The organism is Peribacillus sp. JNUCC 23 (assembly GCF_053653995.1).
Genome location: NZ_CM132202.1, coordinates 2,928,033 through 2,944,203, shown reverse-complemented (window position 1 = coordinate 2,944,203; position 16,171 = coordinate 2,928,033). Strand labels below are relative to the sequence as shown.

The 16,171-nt window shown below is 39.5% G+C and carries 12 protein-coding genes; 11 read left to right on the top strand and 1 reads right to left on the bottom strand.

The window, feature by feature from the left end; translation table 11 throughout:
- Positions 1-75 precede the first annotated feature (75 nt).
- From spoIVB to JNUCC23_RS14185, 3 genes are all read left to right on the top strand, one after another.
- Complete coding sequence (gene spoIVB, locus JNUCC23_RS14195) at positions 76-1,371, top strand: SpoIVB peptidase (protein WP_403070227.1); 1,296 nt, start codon at positions 76-78, stop codon at positions 1,369-1,371.
- Positions 1,372-1,678: 307 nt separating this feature from the next.
- Complete coding sequence (gene spo0A, locus JNUCC23_RS14190; protein WP_062178182.1) at positions 1,679-2,467, top strand: sporulation transcription factor Spo0A; 789 nt, start codon at positions 1,679-1,681, stop codon at positions 2,465-2,467.
- Between the two features lie 735 nt (positions 2,468-3,202).
- On the top strand, positions 3,203-3,937 hold the full coding sequence (locus JNUCC23_RS14185) for a glycerophosphodiester phosphodiesterase (RefSeq protein ID WP_454212018.1): 735 nt from the start codon (positions 3,203-3,205) through the stop codon (positions 3,935-3,937).
- 338 nt (positions 3,938-4,275) lie between these two features.
- Here JNUCC23_RS14185 and JNUCC23_RS14180 read toward each other — a convergent pair whose 3' ends face one another.
- The gene (locus JNUCC23_RS14180; RefSeq protein WP_028391721.1) at positions 4,276-4,509 is read right to left on the bottom strand and encodes a DUF2627 domain-containing protein; all 234 of its coding nucleotides are present in this window, start codon (positions 4,507-4,509) and stop codon (positions 4,276-4,278) included.
- A gap of 203 nt (positions 4,510-4,712) precedes the next feature.
- Here JNUCC23_RS14180 and JNUCC23_RS14175 point away from each other — a divergent pair, with 203 nt between their 5' ends.
- From JNUCC23_RS14175 to JNUCC23_RS14140, 8 genes are all read left to right on the top strand, one after another.
- Complete coding sequence (locus JNUCC23_RS14175; protein ID WP_454212016.1) at positions 4,713-6,791, top strand: sigma 54-interacting transcriptional regulator; 2,079 nt, start codon at positions 4,713-4,715, stop codon at positions 6,789-6,791.
- A 242-nt stretch (positions 6,792-7,033) separates the two neighbouring features.
- Complete coding sequence (bcd, locus tag JNUCC23_RS14170) at positions 7,034-8,131, top strand: branched-chain amino acid dehydrogenase (protein WP_062178194.1); 1,098 nt, start codon at positions 7,034-7,036, stop codon at positions 8,129-8,131.
- A gap of 324 nt (positions 8,132-8,455) precedes the next feature.
- A complete protein-coding gene (gene buk, locus JNUCC23_RS14165) occupies positions 8,456-9,568 on the top strand; it encodes a butyrate kinase (protein WP_454212014.1) in 1,113 nt (370 codons plus the stop codon).
- 17 nt (positions 9,569-9,585) lie between these two features.
- Positions 9,586-11,007, top strand: a complete 1,422-nt coding sequence (gene lpdA, locus JNUCC23_RS14160) for a dihydrolipoyl dehydrogenase (RefSeq protein WP_403070242.1) — start codon at positions 9,586-9,588, stop codon at positions 11,005-11,007.
- A 191-nt stretch (positions 11,008-11,198) separates the two neighbouring features.
- On the top strand, positions 11,199-12,191 hold the full coding sequence (locus tag JNUCC23_RS14155) for a thiamine pyrophosphate-dependent dehydrogenase E1 component subunit alpha (protein ID WP_454212012.1): 993 nt from the start codon (positions 11,199-11,201) through the stop codon (positions 12,189-12,191).
- A gap of 12 nt (positions 12,192-12,203) precedes the next feature.
- Positions 12,204-13,187 carry an alpha-ketoacid dehydrogenase subunit beta gene (locus JNUCC23_RS14150; protein WP_062178203.1) on the top strand — a complete coding sequence of 328 codons (984 nt, stop codon included), beginning with the start codon at positions 12,204-12,206 and terminating at the stop codon, positions 13,185-13,187.
- Between the two features lie 27 nt (positions 13,188-13,214).
- Positions 13,215-14,489: a dihydrolipoamide acetyltransferase family protein gene (locus JNUCC23_RS14145; protein ID WP_454212010.1), complete on the top strand. Its 1,275-nt coding sequence runs from the start codon at positions 13,215-13,217 to the stop codon at positions 14,487-14,489.
- Between the two features lie 747 nt (positions 14,490-15,236).
- The gene (locus JNUCC23_RS14140) at positions 15,237-16,160 is read left to right on the top strand and encodes an ROK family protein (protein WP_454212008.1); all 924 of its coding nucleotides are present in this window, start codon (positions 15,237-15,239) and stop codon (positions 16,158-16,160) included.
- Positions 16,161-16,171: the final 11 nt, after the last annotated feature.

Here is a 16,171-nt window from a genome sequence, read left to right as displayed (position 1 = left end):
AATGCTTGCTGTGAGGGCTACATTAAAGGTGTAGCCATTTAGGATTTGAAGCAAAAGCGAGGGGAGTGAAAAAGATTGTACAAACAATGGATCAAAAGAATTATCGGTGGAATTCTCCTTGTTTCGCTATTGACATTAGGATTGTATCAACCATTTCGCGAGTATTTTTCAATTCCTAAAAAAATTGTCCTTTTCGAAGGTGAACAATATAGCATCCGTAATAATTTGGCTGTTCATGCGACAACTCATTCAAATGAAGAAGGGATAACTGTTCAAGATGAATCGGGTTTGCTGACACTTGACGCAGATAAACCTGGAACGAGCGAACTGCTTCTGAATGTTGCTGGATTCCCAGTCAAGAAAGTGGATGTTCATGTATTAAAGGATTTCAAGGTGATTCCTGGAGGACAGTCAATTGGTGTGAAATTAAATACGCTCGGAGTATTAGTAGTTGGACACCATCTAGTGGAAACAGGTGAAGGCAAGAAATCACCTGGTGAAGCAGCACATGTCATGATAGGTGATATTATTACCCAAATAAATGGCCAGACAATCAAAAAAATGTCTGATGTAACCCCTTATGTACAACAAGCAGGTGAAAAAGGTGAACCCCTTCAACTTGTGATATCACGTGAGAAAGAAAGCTTTAAGACAACCCTTTTACCATTAAAAGATGAAAATGAAGGCACGTACAAGCTTGGACTTTATATTCGCGACTCAGCCGCTGGAATTGGCACGATGACATTTTATCATCCTGAAACAAAAAAATATGGGGCACTCGGCCATGTAATTTCAGATATGGATACGAAAAAACCAATTGTTGTAAAAGACGGACAAATAGTTCAATCAACTGTAACATCCATTGAAAAAGGAAGCAACGGAGATCCGGGTGAAAAATTAGCTCGATTCTCGTCAAATAAAGAAGTAATCGGTAATATTAACAGAAATAGTCCATTTGGAATTTTTGGACAAATGAAAAAAGAAGTCGGAAATGGGATTGCAGATCAACCTCTGCCAATTACTTTATCCCATGAAGTAAAAGAAGGGCCAGCAAAGATATTAACCGTATTAGAAGGTTCAACAGTAGAGGAATTTGATGTTGAAATTGTTAGTACGATACCACAAAAATTCCCAGCTATTAAAGGGATTGTTTTAAAGGTAACTGATAAAAAGTTACTAGAGAAAACTGGCGGGATTGTTCAAGGAATGAGTGGTAGCCCTATTATTCAAAATGGAAAATTAGTTGGTGCTGTGACCCATGTTTTCGTCAATGATCCAACGAGTGGGTATGGTGTTCATATTGAATGGATGCTAAACGAGGCCGGCATTGATATATATGAAAAATCTGGTCCCAAAGAGAAAGCAAGTTGAACAAAGGAGCCTCCAGTCTGGGCTCCTTTTCCTGTTCACAAAAAGGATTGTCAAATATTTTGTGCATATCAATCCGTTTTATTCCTTTATTATGGTAGAATAAAATAAGAAATAAAGAATATTCGACAAAGCCTATATTGTTTAGCGAACACGGTCGAAAACAAGTGAATTTATGAGAAAAATATTGATTTTTTATAAATTTTATAAAATTAAAAGGAATTTAGTTTCCTATGTCGAAAATTTCAATTACAATGTTTTTAGAAATAATAGAAAAAATGACCAATTGTAGTTGAGGAGGAATTCAATAGTGAAGAAAATTAAGGTATGTATTGTGGATGATAATAAAGAACTGGTGTCCTTATTGGATGAATATATTTCATCTCAGGAGGATATGGAAGTAATTGGTATATCTTATAACGGACAGGACTGTTTAAATCTTCTAGAAAATATCGAACCTGATATACTTATATTAGATATTATCATGCCGCATTTAGATGGCCTGGCGGTTTTGGAAAAATTAAGGGAAATGAAACGTGGTTCTATGCCGAATGTCATTATGTTAACTGCTTTTGGTCAAGAAGACGTAACAAAGAAAGCGGTTGATCTTGGAGCTGCCTATTTCATCCTCAAACCATTTGATATGGAAAACTTAGGAGGGCATATTCGCCAGGTAAGTGGAAAAAGTAATCAAATGACGAATAAATCTTCACAACTAGGATATCGCCCAGTTGAATCCAAACCAAGAAATCTTGATGCTAACATCACCAGTATTATCCACGAAATTGGTGTTCCTGCTCATATTAAAGGTTATATGTATTTAAGGGAAGCGATTTCAATGGTCTATAATGATATTGAGTTACTAGGGTCTATCACAAAAGTTCTATATCCGGATATTGCTAAGAAATACAATACAACGGCAAGTAGGGTGGAACGCGCAATTCGTCACGCCATTGAAGTTGCTTGGAGTCGGGGCAATATTGAATCCATTTCTTCCTTATTTGGCTATACAGTTTCCATGTCCAAAGCAAAACCAACAAATTCGGAATTCATCGCCATGGTAGCGGATAAATTGCGGTTAGAACATAAGGCTTCTTGAGAGGGTTAGAATTTAGATATTCTTGCCCTTAAGAAGTAATCCTGATAATTATAGGCACTTTCGAGTTATCGGGTTTATCCGATATGGGCGAAGCTGCTTTTTTTTATGGGTACTAGGTAAACCGTTACGATTCGTTCTAAAAACTTCATACAATCGAATAGATCATATATTCAATTGGTTGTGAAAGGATTAAGCAACGAAAAATGACTTTTATAAAAGAAAGCGATTGCGGAATGGGTTGGAAAAAATTAAAGAATGGTCTCTGATAACATATTTGCCTCATCCGTAGCTGATATACGGAAGATTGTCTCCTTTTGTGAATACCCCCGTTTTGTCGCCGAGATTCTGGCTAAAAGCGCATATCAATATTTTTATCCCGTTTTAACGGGCAGTAAGACCCCACCTCAAGGCTTAAAGGAAGCAAAGAAGCGTAAGGTGGGGAATGAAGAAAAGCCTCACTGATTGAAGTTTCACTTTATGAAGCTGTAGTGGTAACAGGTATGTAGTCTGAATTAATTAAGGGAATAAAAACTGTGAACGGCAAAGATGTGCTTGTCGCCTTTACAATGTAAATGATGTTTTTTACTATAGATATTCTGTAATGTGAAAATTTGGCTGGTTGAGAAAAGATGGTTAGAAACATATAAAACCAGTTGAACAAGAAGATAAAAGAGGCTTGCTTAAGTGGAACAAATACTTGCATTTTAAATGAATTTAACTTGGGAGGAATTAGGCATGACTCAAATATTTGCTCATAGGGGAGCCGCCGGAACGCACCCAGAGAATACAATGTTTTCCTTTTGCGAGGCTTACAGAGTAGGAGCTGATGGAATTGAGTTAGATGTACAACTTTCCAAAGATGGTGAAGTGGTTGTGATTCACGATGAATTATTGGACCGCACAACGACAGGTAAAGGAAATGTGAAAGATTATCTGTGGAAAGATCTGCAATTATTAGGGGCGGGATATAAGTTTCGGAAGCAGTTCGCGGACGCTACGATTCCTAACCTAGAGGAAGTGCTTGCTTGGATTCAAGAGACGAATATGATTTTAAATATTGAATTGAAAAATGGCGTTTATCCATACTTAGGTCTTGAAGAGAAAGTTATCGCTTTAGTGCGGACGTACTCCATGGAAAATCGGGTCATTTTGTCTTCTTTTAATCATTATAGTCTTGTGCACGCATACCGACTTGCCCCAGAGATTGAAACAGCGCCACTTTATCGGGATGGCTTATATATGCCATGGATATATGCTACATCAATTGGGGCGAAAGCGATTCACCCTTCTATTCACACGGCACCTGATGCAATCATTGCAGCGTCAATGAAAGAAGGTGTAGCAGTCCGTCCTTATACGATTAATAAAGAAGATAAAATGAGACATCTTTTAGAAATGGGCATCAGCGCATTTATAACTGATTTTCCAGAGCGAGCAGTAAAATTACGAAATACGATAGAAGCACAATAATTGAAAAAGAACAAAACAAATATGGCGTTAAAATGCGACCATTTACTCTGAAGAATTCACCCTGTAACATGATGCGCTCGCCTAATCACAACGGTGGCGGTGTGAAGCTGGATTATGGATACTTTCTCGATAAAATAAGTATACCTGCTAGGTAGATTGGCTAGATTAATAAATCGCGAAGCCTCGCCCCCATGTCCTTCATACAAAAAAAGAGGATGTCTTAAAAAGTAAAGGATCAGACCAGCAACTAGTGTATACAGTTTAAATGAAGTGTGAATATCACGATAAACTGTAAGCTTATAGTTGGATCAGCCCCTTTTTTTAGGACAGCCTCTTTTTTATACTTTAAATCTTGTTTGTACCTTTTCTTTCTTTCGGTCGCGATGGAGCACAAATCCTGCGATAAACCCAATCCCGCCAATGGTTAGAAGCAAACCAACTAAAAATTGAACCCAAAGGGCTGGGAAGGGAAATTGAGAGATCCCAAACACCATGTCTCGCATTATTTTAATTCCGTAGGCGGCAAGTGCACCGGGTATGAAAAGGATAAGAAAAGCGATAGCTCGTTTCATAAATAAAAACCCCTCAAATTGAGAAATTTGGAACTAAGTATTGTGCCTTATCATGATAAGATGTCTTATTTTATATGATAAGGGAAGCATTAGATTTGTCAAGTGACAACTAATTCATTAAAATAAGGGTATTGTTGAAAAAATTTGCGTTTATTAATGGGTGTATTGTGAAGGAAATTGCAGATATAGCCGAGGTGGTATTCATGCAACAAGTAATGGTCGTTGGGGCAGGACCGTGTGGAACAGCAATTTTGCGAATGCTACATGAAAGTCCGCTGTTTTTAGTATCTTTTGTTGTTGATATCAATGAAAATGCAGAAGGGATGGTGTATGCAAAAAAACTGTCTATTCCAACCGCTACTGATTGGGCATCTGTAAATATGGAATCGATTGATGTGATTATCGAAGCAACAGGATATGAACAGGTATTTCAAGAGATCAGGAAAGCAGGGCAGGGGGACTTTTTGTTGATTCCTGGTAATGTCGCATATCTCATATCTGAGCTTTTTCAAGAAAAAAAATTACTAATCGAAACGCTTGAAAAACAATTGTATAAGCATGACCTCATTTTCAATACGACAAATGATGGGATGATCGTTATTGATAAGCGTGGTTATATCATGTTGTTTAACCGTAGTGCAGAACGAATGACAAAAAAGGTACGGGAAGACGTAATGGGTATGCATATCCATGAGGTAATCCATAATAGCAGGCTTCCAAAAATTCTTCAGACGAATCGAACCGAAGTAAATAAAGAACAAGTGCTTGAAAATGGCCTGAAAATCATTACGACACGAATGCCGTTGCTTGATGAACAAAATGAAATAATCGGGGCGTTTGCAGTTTTCAAGGATATTACCGAAGCTGTTGATTTAGCGGAGCAAATAACGGACCTTAAGGAAGTGCAGACATTGCTTGAGGCGATTATCCAGTCAAGTAATGATGCCATATCCGTCGTGGATGAGGAAGGGCGGGGGCTGATCATCAATCCCGCATATACGAGAATTACTGGCTTAAGCCGAAAAGAAATTATTGGTAAACCTGCAACTGCGGATATTTATGAAGGAGACAGCATGCATATGCGAGTCTTACAAACGAGAAGACCTGTCAGAGGCATTAATATGAGATTGGGCCCTAATCGGAAAGATGTGATTGTCAATGTTGCGCCAGTGATTGTCGATGGACGTCTGAAAGGAAGTGTCGGCGTCGTTCATGATGTCACAGAAATTCAGCAGTTAACGGCTGAATTAACTCGAGCTAGGCAAATAATCAGAACCTTGGAAGCAAAATATACCTTTGCTGATATTATTGGAAAATCAGAGGGAATGAGTTTACCAATTGAACAGGCAAAGCTTTGTGCGAAAACGCCGGCGACAGTACTCCTTCGTGGTGAATCCGGAACAGGAAAAGAATTGTTTGCGCATGCGATACATAATGCAAGCGACAGAAAGTATAACAAATTCGTTCGAGTAAACTGTGCAACGATTTCAGAAACGCTTCTTGAAAGTGAGTTATTTGGCTATGATGAAGGGGCGTTTACTGGAGCTAAACGCGGTGGGAAAAAAGGTTATTTTGAAGAAGCGAATAATGGCAGTATTTTTCTCGATGAAATTGGTGAATTGAAAGGAAATATGCAAGCAAAATTATTACGAGTGCTGCAGGAGAATGAAATTGTTAGGGTGGGAGGAACAACTCCGATCCCAATAAATATCCGTGTGATTGCAGCGACGAATATTAATTTGGAAAAAGCAATTTCTGATGGTAGCTTTCGCGAGGATTTGTACTTTAGAATGAACCAGATGCCGATTCGTATTTCGCCTTTAAGGAACCGGAAGGAAGATATGAAAGAGCTAGCTCTCCATTTAATTCAAAAAATCAATCAAGAGTATGGTCGAATGATTGAAGGGATTAGTGATCTCGCGATTGAACGATTAAAACAATACGATTGGCCTGGGAATGTAAGAGAGCTAGAAAACATTCTTGGACGGACGATTATCTTTATGAAATTAAATGAAACAATTATCGAAGAGCATCATATTCCTGATTTTATCGAATCCTATAATCAAGGCTGTAAAGACTCACCATTAAAAAAAAATCACTTACAGTCAGAGAATGAGCCCCTTAGTGAACAGATGGATCGTTATGAATATCAGATCATTAAACAAGCTCTAATGAAAAACTCAGGAAATAAAACAAATACGGCAAAAATGTTAGGCGTTTCGGTTCGTAACCTCTATTATAAAATGGAAAAGCATGGACTTGAAAATGTTGACACGCAATAAATTTCATGATGTGCAAATATTTGCATATTATTTTTAAAAGATCGTTATCCAAATCAGATTGTAGCGGCCATATAAAATTGGCATGCATCTTGCATATCTACTTAATGTGTTGAAAATCAAGAAGGTGGTTGGGGACGGGATTCGGTGAAGTGGGAAATGTTAAACTTGCTTCCGTTATCCCGGTTTAACAGGCTGTAATACGCCCAATGATTGAAGTTTCACTTTATTTAGGAGGAATATTCATGGAGATTTTTACTTACCTAGAGAAATATGACTACGAACAACTTTTATTCTGTCAGGATAAACAATCGGGGTTGAAAGCAATCATTGCGATTCACGATACAACGCTTGGACCTGCTCTTGGCGGTACAAGAATGTGGACGTATGAGTCAGAGGAAGCGGCCATTGAGGATGCACTGAGACTTGCTAAAGGAATGACTTACAAAAATGCTGCGGCAGGATTAAACCTCGGCGGTGGTAAGACCGTTATTATCGGCGATCCAAAGAAAGATAAAAACGATGAAATGTTCAGAGCGTTTGGTCGTTATATTCAAGGATTAAATGGTCGTTACATTACAGCTGAAGATGTAGGAACGACAGTGGCTGACATGGACTTGATTCATGAAGAAACCGATTTTGTAACGGGTATTTCACCAGCGTTCGGATCCTCAGGAAATCCTTCGCCAGTAACAGCTTTCGGTGTTTATCAAGGAATGAAAGCAGCGGCGAAAGAAGCCTTTGGCACAGATTCATTGGAAGGAAAAACAGTTGCTGTACAGGGTGTTGGAAATGTAGCCTATACTTTACTGCAATATTTACATGAAGAAGGCGCGAAACTGATCGTAACGGATATTAATAAAGATGCAGTACAGCGTGCAGTTGAGAAATTTGGTGCTCGTGCTGTCAATCCGGATGAGATTTATGGGGTAGAATGTGATATTTATGCACCATGTGCGCTTGGTGCTGTTATCAATGATCAAACGATTTCACAAATGAAAGCAAAAGTAATTGCTGGATCTGCAAATAACCAATTGAAAGATCCACGTCATGGTGATCAAATTCACGAAATGGGAATCGTTTATGCACCAGATTACGTGATCAATGCAGGTGGAGTCATTAACGTTGCTGACGAATTATACGGCTACAATCGCGAGCGTGCCATGAAAAAGGTAGAAGGCGTCTATAACACCATCGAGAAGGTCATTGAAATCGCAAAACGTGATAATATTCCGACTTACCTTGCTGCAGACCGCATGGCTGAAGAACGAATTAAGAGAATGAGTAATTCTAGAAGTCAATTTCTTCAAAATGAGAAGCATATATTAAATCGTAGAAAATAAACTGCGATATGTTTCTTGAAGTTCATACATCTCAATTTGGATCAAGAAAAAATAGGTGATGTATGACTACTTCATCTCTCCACAGCTCTTAAATTAATATAATGTGTTTGCTTGTAACCAAAGACCGGAGCTGATTTTTTTAACATGTAAGAACGTACAACTTTTTTCAATTATTTTTTGTGACTAGTGAAAGCAGCCTACCACTCTATCCATGAGCTAAGCAATCTGATGGGGAGAAAAAAGCACTCTCCATACAGTTTGTTTGCCGCATGCTAGCCTTTAGGTTAATAAGATATTTGCGCTTTTCTTAGGAGGTTCATGATTTTGCAAGTATCTAGATATCGAATTCTTGTTATTAATCCTGCTGTTACATCGACGAAATTTGGCGTATATGAAAATAATCTGCCTGTAATGGAACGAACGATTGCGCATGATAAAGAAATAATCGCTGAATTTCAATCAATTAATGAGCAAGATCATTTTAGAAAACAGATGATACTTGCTGCCTTAGACAAAGAAGAAATTAATCTTTCAAAAATAGATGCAGTGTGTGGAAGAGGTGGATTATTACGGCCAATCGAAGGTGGCACCTATACGGTTAATAAAGAGATGCTTGAAGATTTAAGAAACGGCTATAATGGTCAGCACGTCTCTAATTTAGGTGGTATCCTTGCCTATGCAATAGCCAGTGGTTTAAATATCCCTAGCTTTATTGTCGATCCAGTCGTAGTGGATGAGCTCGAACCGATTGCGAGAATATCAGGATCACCTTTGATTGAACGTAAAAGTATATTCCACGCACTAAATCAGAAAGCGGCAGCAAGAAAAGCTGCTACTGAATTAGGAAAAAGCTATGAAGAACTAAATGCCATTGTTGTCCATATGGGCGGTGGAATCACAATAGGTGTTCATAAAGATGGCAAAGTGATAGATGTTAACAACGGGCTTGATGGTGATGGCCCTTTTAGCCCAGCGCGTGCTGGGACCGTACCAATGGGCGATCTTGTGCGACTTTGTTTCTCAGGCGATTATTTCCGTGAAGAAGTAATGGGGAAATTAGTAGGACAAAGCGGACTTGTCGGGTATCTTGGCACCAATAATGCCATGATCGTAGAAAAAAAGATAGAACAAGGCGATAAGCATGCAGAGCTAGTCTATGAAGCCATGGCTTATCAGATAGCAAAGGAAATTGGTTCAGCTGCGACCGTGCTTTCCGGAAAAGTGGATTGTATTGTTTTAACTGGGGGTCTTGCCTATAGTAGACGTTTTGTTAACGGCATTTCCAAAAAAATCAGCTGGATTGCAGATGTGACTGTTCATCCGGGAGAAAATGAATTACAAGCGTTAGCAGAAGGTGCATTAAGAGTACTTGATGGCAGAGAGACAGCGAAGGAGTATTTAGGAAAACAGCTAAACGCTGTTAATGTGCACAGATGAAATGAAGGAGGGCTATTATGGCCAAAGAGTATGATCTCGTCATCCTAGGAGGCGGTACAGGAGGTTACGTCGCAGCAATTCGTGCAACACAGCTAGGCTTAAAAACAGCTGTTGTTGAAAAAGGCAAGCTTGGCGGTACCTGCCTTCACAAGGGATGTATACCTTCTAAGGCATTATTACGAAGTGCTGAAGTATTTACAGTCGCGAAAAAGAGTGAAGAATACGGAATAATGACTGGTGAAGTGAAACTAGATTTCTTGAAAGTTCAAGAACGAAAAACAAAAATTGTCGATCAGTTATACAGTGGCGTGCAACATTTAATGAAACAAGGGAAAATTGATATATATGAAGGAATCGGCCGTATTCTAGGTCCCTCTATTTTTTCGCCGATACCAGGAACGATTTCTGTAGAAATGAATGATGGCTCGGAGAACGAGATGCTACTTCCCAAAAACGTGATAATCGCGACCGGTTCAAGACCTAGAACACTCCCAGGTCTTGAGATCGACGGGCAATTTGTCCTTACTTCTGATGAAGCACTTCAACTCGAACAAATCCCGCAATCTATTATTATTGTAGGCGGTGGAGTGATTGGAATCGAATGGGCTTCAATGCTTTGCGATTTCGGTGCCGATGTTACAGTGATTGAATATGCTAATCGAATTATCCCAACTGAAGATGATGATGTTTCTAAAGAAATGCAGCGCCTGTTAAAGAAGAAAGGTGTAAAGATCATTACAGGAGCAAAAGTGTTACCAGAAACGTTAAATAAATCAGAGACAGCATCCATTTCTGCAGAAATCAATGGTGAAACGAAGGAATTTTCAGCTGAAAAAATCCTAGTGTCCGTAGGTAGAACAGCAAATGTTTCTGGGATTGGAATAGAGAATACAGAAATTATCGTGGAAAAAGGCTTCATTAAAACGAACTCATATTATCAAACAAAGGAATCACATATTTATGCGATTGGTGATTGTATCGGCGGCTTACAACTTGCCCATGTAGCTAGTCATGAGGGAATAACAGCGGTAGAACATATCAAGGGAGATGATCCAGCGCCGATTGACTATTCTCTTGTATCCAAGTGTATCTATTCAAGTCCAGAGGCTGCTAGTGTCGGCTATACGGAAGCTTTTGCAAAGGAAAACGGATACGAAGTAAAAGTTGGAAAATTTCCTTTTAAAGCAATTGGCAAGGCGCTTGTATACGGACAATCGGATGGATTTGTCAAAATCATTGCAGACAAAGCAACGAATGATATTCTTGGTGTGCATATGATTGGACCACATGTAACAGATATGATCACTGAAGCTGGATTAGCCCGAGTACTTGATGCGACACCTTGGGAAGTCGCGAAAACGATTCATCCACATCCGACGCTGTCAGAGGCAATTGGCGAAGCAGCGTTAGCAGTAGATGGCTTAGCACTTCACTTATAAGTAGTTTGGTGAAATAAAATAAATTTTTAAATATGAGTTTTAATGTCTAGCTATAGTAGCCAAAACCTACGAGGTTACAAGCCAAACAATTGGATGAGATGGGTGACCACCATCCATTCGGCCTGTTTGTCATATGCTAATATTTAGGTTATTCACGGCGCTTTTAGCTTTTCTAAAGAGGAGGTAAAAAAATGGTTGAAAATCGTCATAAAGAGTTAGGGATAAGTGATGAGAAGGTACTTGAAATGTATAAGGTAATGTTGTTATCACGGCGTATTGATGAGCGGATGTGGCTTTTAAATCGTTCTGGTAAAATTCCATTTGTTGTGTCATGTCAAGGACAAGAAGCGGCCCAAGTGGGTGCAGCCTTTGCTCTCGATCGTGAAAAAGACTATATCTTACCCTATTATCGAGATGTAGGTGTGGTCTTAACATTCGGAATGACAGCAAGAGAGTTGATGTTATCAGCCTTTGCTAAGGCAGAAGATCCAAACTCGGCCGGACGACAAATGCCAGGGCATTTTGGACAGAAGAAAAATCGAATTGTAACGGGTTCATCACCTGTTACAACCCAGGTTCCACATGCCGTTGGAATTGCTTTAGCTAGCAAGATGGAAGGTAAAGATTTCGTTACGTTTACAACTTTTGGCGAAGGCTCTTCCAATCAAGGTGATTTCCATGAAGGAGCGAACTTTGCAGGTGTACATAAACTTCCAGTTATTTTCATGTGTGAAAACAATAAGTATGCCATTTCCGTGCCGATTGAAAAGCAGTTCGCATGCGAAAATATCTCAGACCGTGCGATTGGCTATGGGATGCCAGGGGTTACCGTCGACGGAAATGACCCATTAGCGGTATATCGTGCTGTTAAAGAAGCAGCAGACCGCTGCCATAGAGGGGAAGGGCCGACCCTTGTTGAAACGGTTTCGTATCGGTTAACTCCGCATTCAAGTGACGATGATGATAGCAGTTACCGTACTTCAGATGAAGTGGCCCAAGCAAAAACGAAAGATGCCATCATCACATTTGGTGCTTATTTAAAGGAAATCGGCCTATTAAATGACGAACTTGAAAAGCAAATGGATGATGACATTATGAAAACGATCAACGAAGCAACGGATTATGCCGAAAATGCACCATATGCAAAAGCAGAAAGTACACTAGACTACGTATACGAAAAGTAAGGGGGAAATGGGATGCCGGTAATTTCATATATTGATGCTGTTACAACAGCAATACGTGAAGAGATGGAGCGTGATTCACGCGTATTCGTCTTGGGAGAAGATGTTGGGAAAAAAGGCGGCGTGTTTAAAGCAACACATGGTTTATATGATCAATTTGGTGAAGAACGAGTGATTGATACTCCACTTGCTGAATCGGCTATAGCAGGTGTCGGAATTGGTGCGGCTATGTACGGAATGCGACCGATTGCCGAAATGCAGTTTGCTGATTTCATTTTGCCTGCAGTCAATCAAATCATTTCCGAGGCGGCAAAAATTCGCTATCGTTCTAATAATGATTGGGACTGTCCAATCGTAATCCGTGCCCCTTATGGCGGTGGTGTTCACGGGGCACTTTATCATTCGCAATCGGTTGAGGCCATTTTTGCCAATCAGCCTGGATTGAAAATTGTTATGCCATCAACGCCTTATGATGTAAAAGGATTATTAAAAGCAGCAATCAGGGATAATGACCCAGTGCTTTTCTTTGAACATAAACGTGCGTACCGTCTGATCAAAGGTGAAGTCCCTGATGATGATTATGTATTGCCAATTGGAAAAGCAGATGTGAAACGGCAAGGTGAAGATATTACAGTGATTACATACGGACTTTGCGTTCATTTTGCCCTTCAAGCTGCTGAAAAATTAGCAAGTGATGGAATCTCTGTACATGTACTAGACTTACGAACGGTTTATCCATTAGATCAAGAAGCAATTATAGAAGCAGCAGCGAAAACAGGGAAGGTATTGCTGATTACAGAGGACACGAAAGAAGGAAGCATCATGAGTGAAGTGAGTGCGATTATTGCAGAAAACTGTTTATTTGACCTTGATGCACCAATTATGCGACTCGCAGGTCCAGATGTTCCAGCAATGCCATATGCTCCAACGATGGAAAAATATTTTATGGTCAATCCGGATAAAGTAGAAAAAGCGATGAGAGAGCTTGCTGAATATTAAGGGACATCAGTAAGGAGGGTAAGAATTATGACAATCGAACAAATGAAAATGCCTCAGCTTGGTGAAAGTGTGACAGAAGGCACAATCAGTAAATGGCTAGTTAAACCGGGTGATTCTGTAAACAAATATGAGGCAATTGCCGAAGTGATGACTGATAAAGTGAACGCGGAAATCCCATCTTCTTTTACAGGTGTGATCAAAGAATTAAAGGCTGCAGAGGATGAAACATTAGCGGTTGGCGAAGTGATTTGTTCAATTGAAGTTGAAGGTAGCGAAACACAAGCAAACGAAACCATCCATAGTGAAGATCAAAATGAGGACACAACACAAGTAGTAGCTGGTGATGTAAGTATTTCAAAAGCCCGATATTCTCCAGCAGTATTAAAAATATCACAGGAAAATGGCATTGATTTGCATCAGGTCAAAGGAACTGGAAAAGAAGGTCGGATTACGAGGAAGGACCTGTTAAAGCTGATTGAATCAGGCAATATACCTAAAGCAGCTGAAAGAAAACCGGCTTCAAATCAACCATCAGTCTCTGTACCTGAACTAAAGCAAGGTTCGCTTCAAACTACACAAGCTCCTGCTATTCATACTGCAGTGGGAGACATTGAAATTCCTGTCAGTGGTGTTCGTAAAGCAATTGCAGCAAATATGCAAAAAAGTAAACACGAGATACCACATGCCTGGATGATGGTAGAAGTGGATGCAACAAATCTAGTTCGCTATCGTGAATCAATAAAGCAGGAGTTTAAGCAAAAAGAAGGCTATAATTTAACCTATTTCGCATTCTTCGTAAAAGCGATAGCGCAAAGCTTGAAGGAATTCCCTGAAATCAACTCGATGTGGGCAGGAGATAAGATTGTCCAGAAAAAAGATATTAATATCTCCATAGCTGTTGCGACAGATACGGCTTTATTCGTACCCGTTATTAAACATGCTGATGAAAAAACAATCAAGGGGATTGCCCGGGAAATCACAGAGCTTGCTCAAAAAGTTAGATCTGGCAAGATTACATCCGATGAGATGCAAGGTGGTACGTTCACGGTCAATAATACTGGTTCATTCGGCTCAATACAGTCAATGGGGATTATCAACCATCCACAAGCAGCCATCCTTCAAGTCGAATCAATTGTAAAACGACCTGTTATTATTGATGGAATGATTGCCGTTCGCGATATGGTTAACCTTTGTTTATCATTAGATCATCGCATTCTCGATGGCCTCGTTAGCGGAAGGTTCCTTGCACGGGTGAAGGAAATTATCGAAACAACGACTCCGGAAAATACAACTATTTATTAATGATTAAAGTCGGTTCAAGAAATACTTGAACCGACTTTTTTGTGCGCAGATATAGTTTTATCAACTCGATGTGAGTGTTGGCTATAAGCTGTGGGATATACGAACCATTAGCCAAAAAGCAAGGGTAATTCCATGAATCGTTTCTTGGTTTTAACGATCTTTATTAGAAAATACTTATAAAATGACGTCCAAAGTATTTGTCGAAAAAACGTTAAATCGCGAACTTTGAAGATACGTTCTAAAAACCCGAAGGCAGTAACTTTAGCTATCTACAGAAACATGTAGAATAGTACCTCTATCAGTAACATATCTTTTCTATTTGACAACTAGGCTGATGACTTTCCTAAAAACAGGATATCGTTTTCGAAATTCTCCACATACATAACCTATGCTCATCAACATTAGCGAGTATTGTACCTCTCACAAAAGTTAGAAATTAATTCTATAATAAGTGTCAAAAAAGCCAGTGAAGATGTCTTTCACATCCTAAGTTGACTCGATTCTCCGTTACTCACCGTATTTATAGCATACGTTCGATTATTCGAAAATTCATTGCATGGATCTGCTCGGCTCATTTTTACTTTCCACATTGAACAAGTCATAATCTAAAAAATCCACCAACCTAGAAATTATGGATAAATTTTAGATTATATGGAAAAAGCTTATCACTATCTCCAGGATTGTTGACTATTAACTTGCTGAAACATATCGTTAATGGGAAGAAAAATTAGAAGAAGGAGATTGTACATGAAAACTGCTATTGGCATTGATATTGGAGGAACGAAAATAGCGATTGGCGTTGTACAAGAGGATGGAAACGTCCTAACAACACATGAATTTCCGACCAAGGTTGAATATGGTCCAGATTACGCTACCGACTTGATTATTTCGTGTGTGAAAGAATTCATGCAACAATTCCCAGCCATTAGAGGAATAGGTATAGGTGCTCCGGGTCCGCTAGACTCGAAACAAGGAATCGTACTAAATCCACCCAATCTAAAATCGTGGCATGGTTATCCAATAGTACATAAAATTGATAGCGTTTTCGGATTGCCGGTAAGAATTTTGAATGATGCCGATGCAGCCGCGTTTGGAGAGTACTTTTTTACTTATAGAGATACATATAAACATGTCCTCTATGTAACAGTTAGCACTGGCATTGGTGGGGGAATCATAATAAATGAGTCGTTATATGAAGGTGCCCTATCTGGTGCTGGTGAAATTGGGCATAGCGTAATCCAGCCTGAAGGTCTCGTTTGTGGCTGCGGCAAACAAGGATGTTTGGAGACACTTGCATCTGGGACTGCTCTGAACCGTATTTGGAAAGATAGAATGGCAGCAGAAGGAAAGCCAGTAGATCCTAATTGGAACAGCAAAGATCTTTTTGCTCAATTCCATGAAAATGACCATATTGCCCAATTGGTTATTGAGGAAGCTTCCACTCATTTAGCATTGGGGCTCAGCCAAGCAATACAAGCGCTGAATCCTGAGCTACTCATATTAGGTGGTGGAGTTATCATCGGACAGCCAGTATTTTATAAAATGGTTAGTGAAAAACTACCAAATTACCTTTTAGACCAACATAGTCAATTACTAAAGATAGAAAAAGCCAGTCATGGTGCATTAGCAGGAGTAAAAGGAGCTGCGGCTACGATCCTGTCGAAGGATTGAGATATAGGAGG

What these genes read in the sequence shown, in the direction of transcription:
- JNUCC23_RS14175 (WP_454212016.1), top strand. Translation starts at nt 4,713, where the DNA reads ATGCAACAAGTAATGGTCGTTGGGGCAGGACCGTGTGGAACAGCAATT.
- JNUCC23_RS14140 (WP_454212008.1), top strand. Translation starts at nt 15,237, where the DNA reads ATGAAAACTGCTATTGGCATTGATATTGGAGGAACGAAAATAGCGATT.
- JNUCC23_RS14185 (WP_454212018.1), top strand. Translation starts at nt 3,203, where the DNA reads ATGACTCAAATATTTGCTCATAGGGGAGCCGCCGGAACGCACCCAGAG.
- JNUCC23_RS14145 (WP_454212010.1), top strand. Translation starts at nt 13,215, where the DNA reads ATGACAATCGAACAAATGAAAATGCCTCAGCTTGGTGAAAGTGTGACA.
- bcd (WP_062178194.1), top strand. Translation starts at nt 7,034, where the DNA reads ATGGAGATTTTTACTTACCTAGAGAAATATGACTACGAACAACTTTTA.
- JNUCC23_RS14150 (WP_062178203.1), top strand. Translation starts at nt 12,204, where the DNA reads ATGCCGGTAATTTCATATATTGATGCTGTTACAACAGCAATACGTGAA.
- lpdA (WP_403070242.1), top strand. Translation starts at nt 9,586, where the DNA reads ATGGCCAAAGAGTATGATCTCGTCATCCTAGGAGGCGGTACAGGAGGT.
- JNUCC23_RS14155 (WP_454212012.1), top strand. Translation starts at nt 11,199, where the DNA reads ATGGTTGAAAATCGTCATAAAGAGTTAGGGATAAGTGATGAGAAGGTA.
- JNUCC23_RS14180 (WP_028391721.1), bottom strand. Translation starts at nt 4,509, where the DNA reads ATGAAACGAGCTATCGCTTTTCTTATCCTTTTCATACCCGGTGCACTT.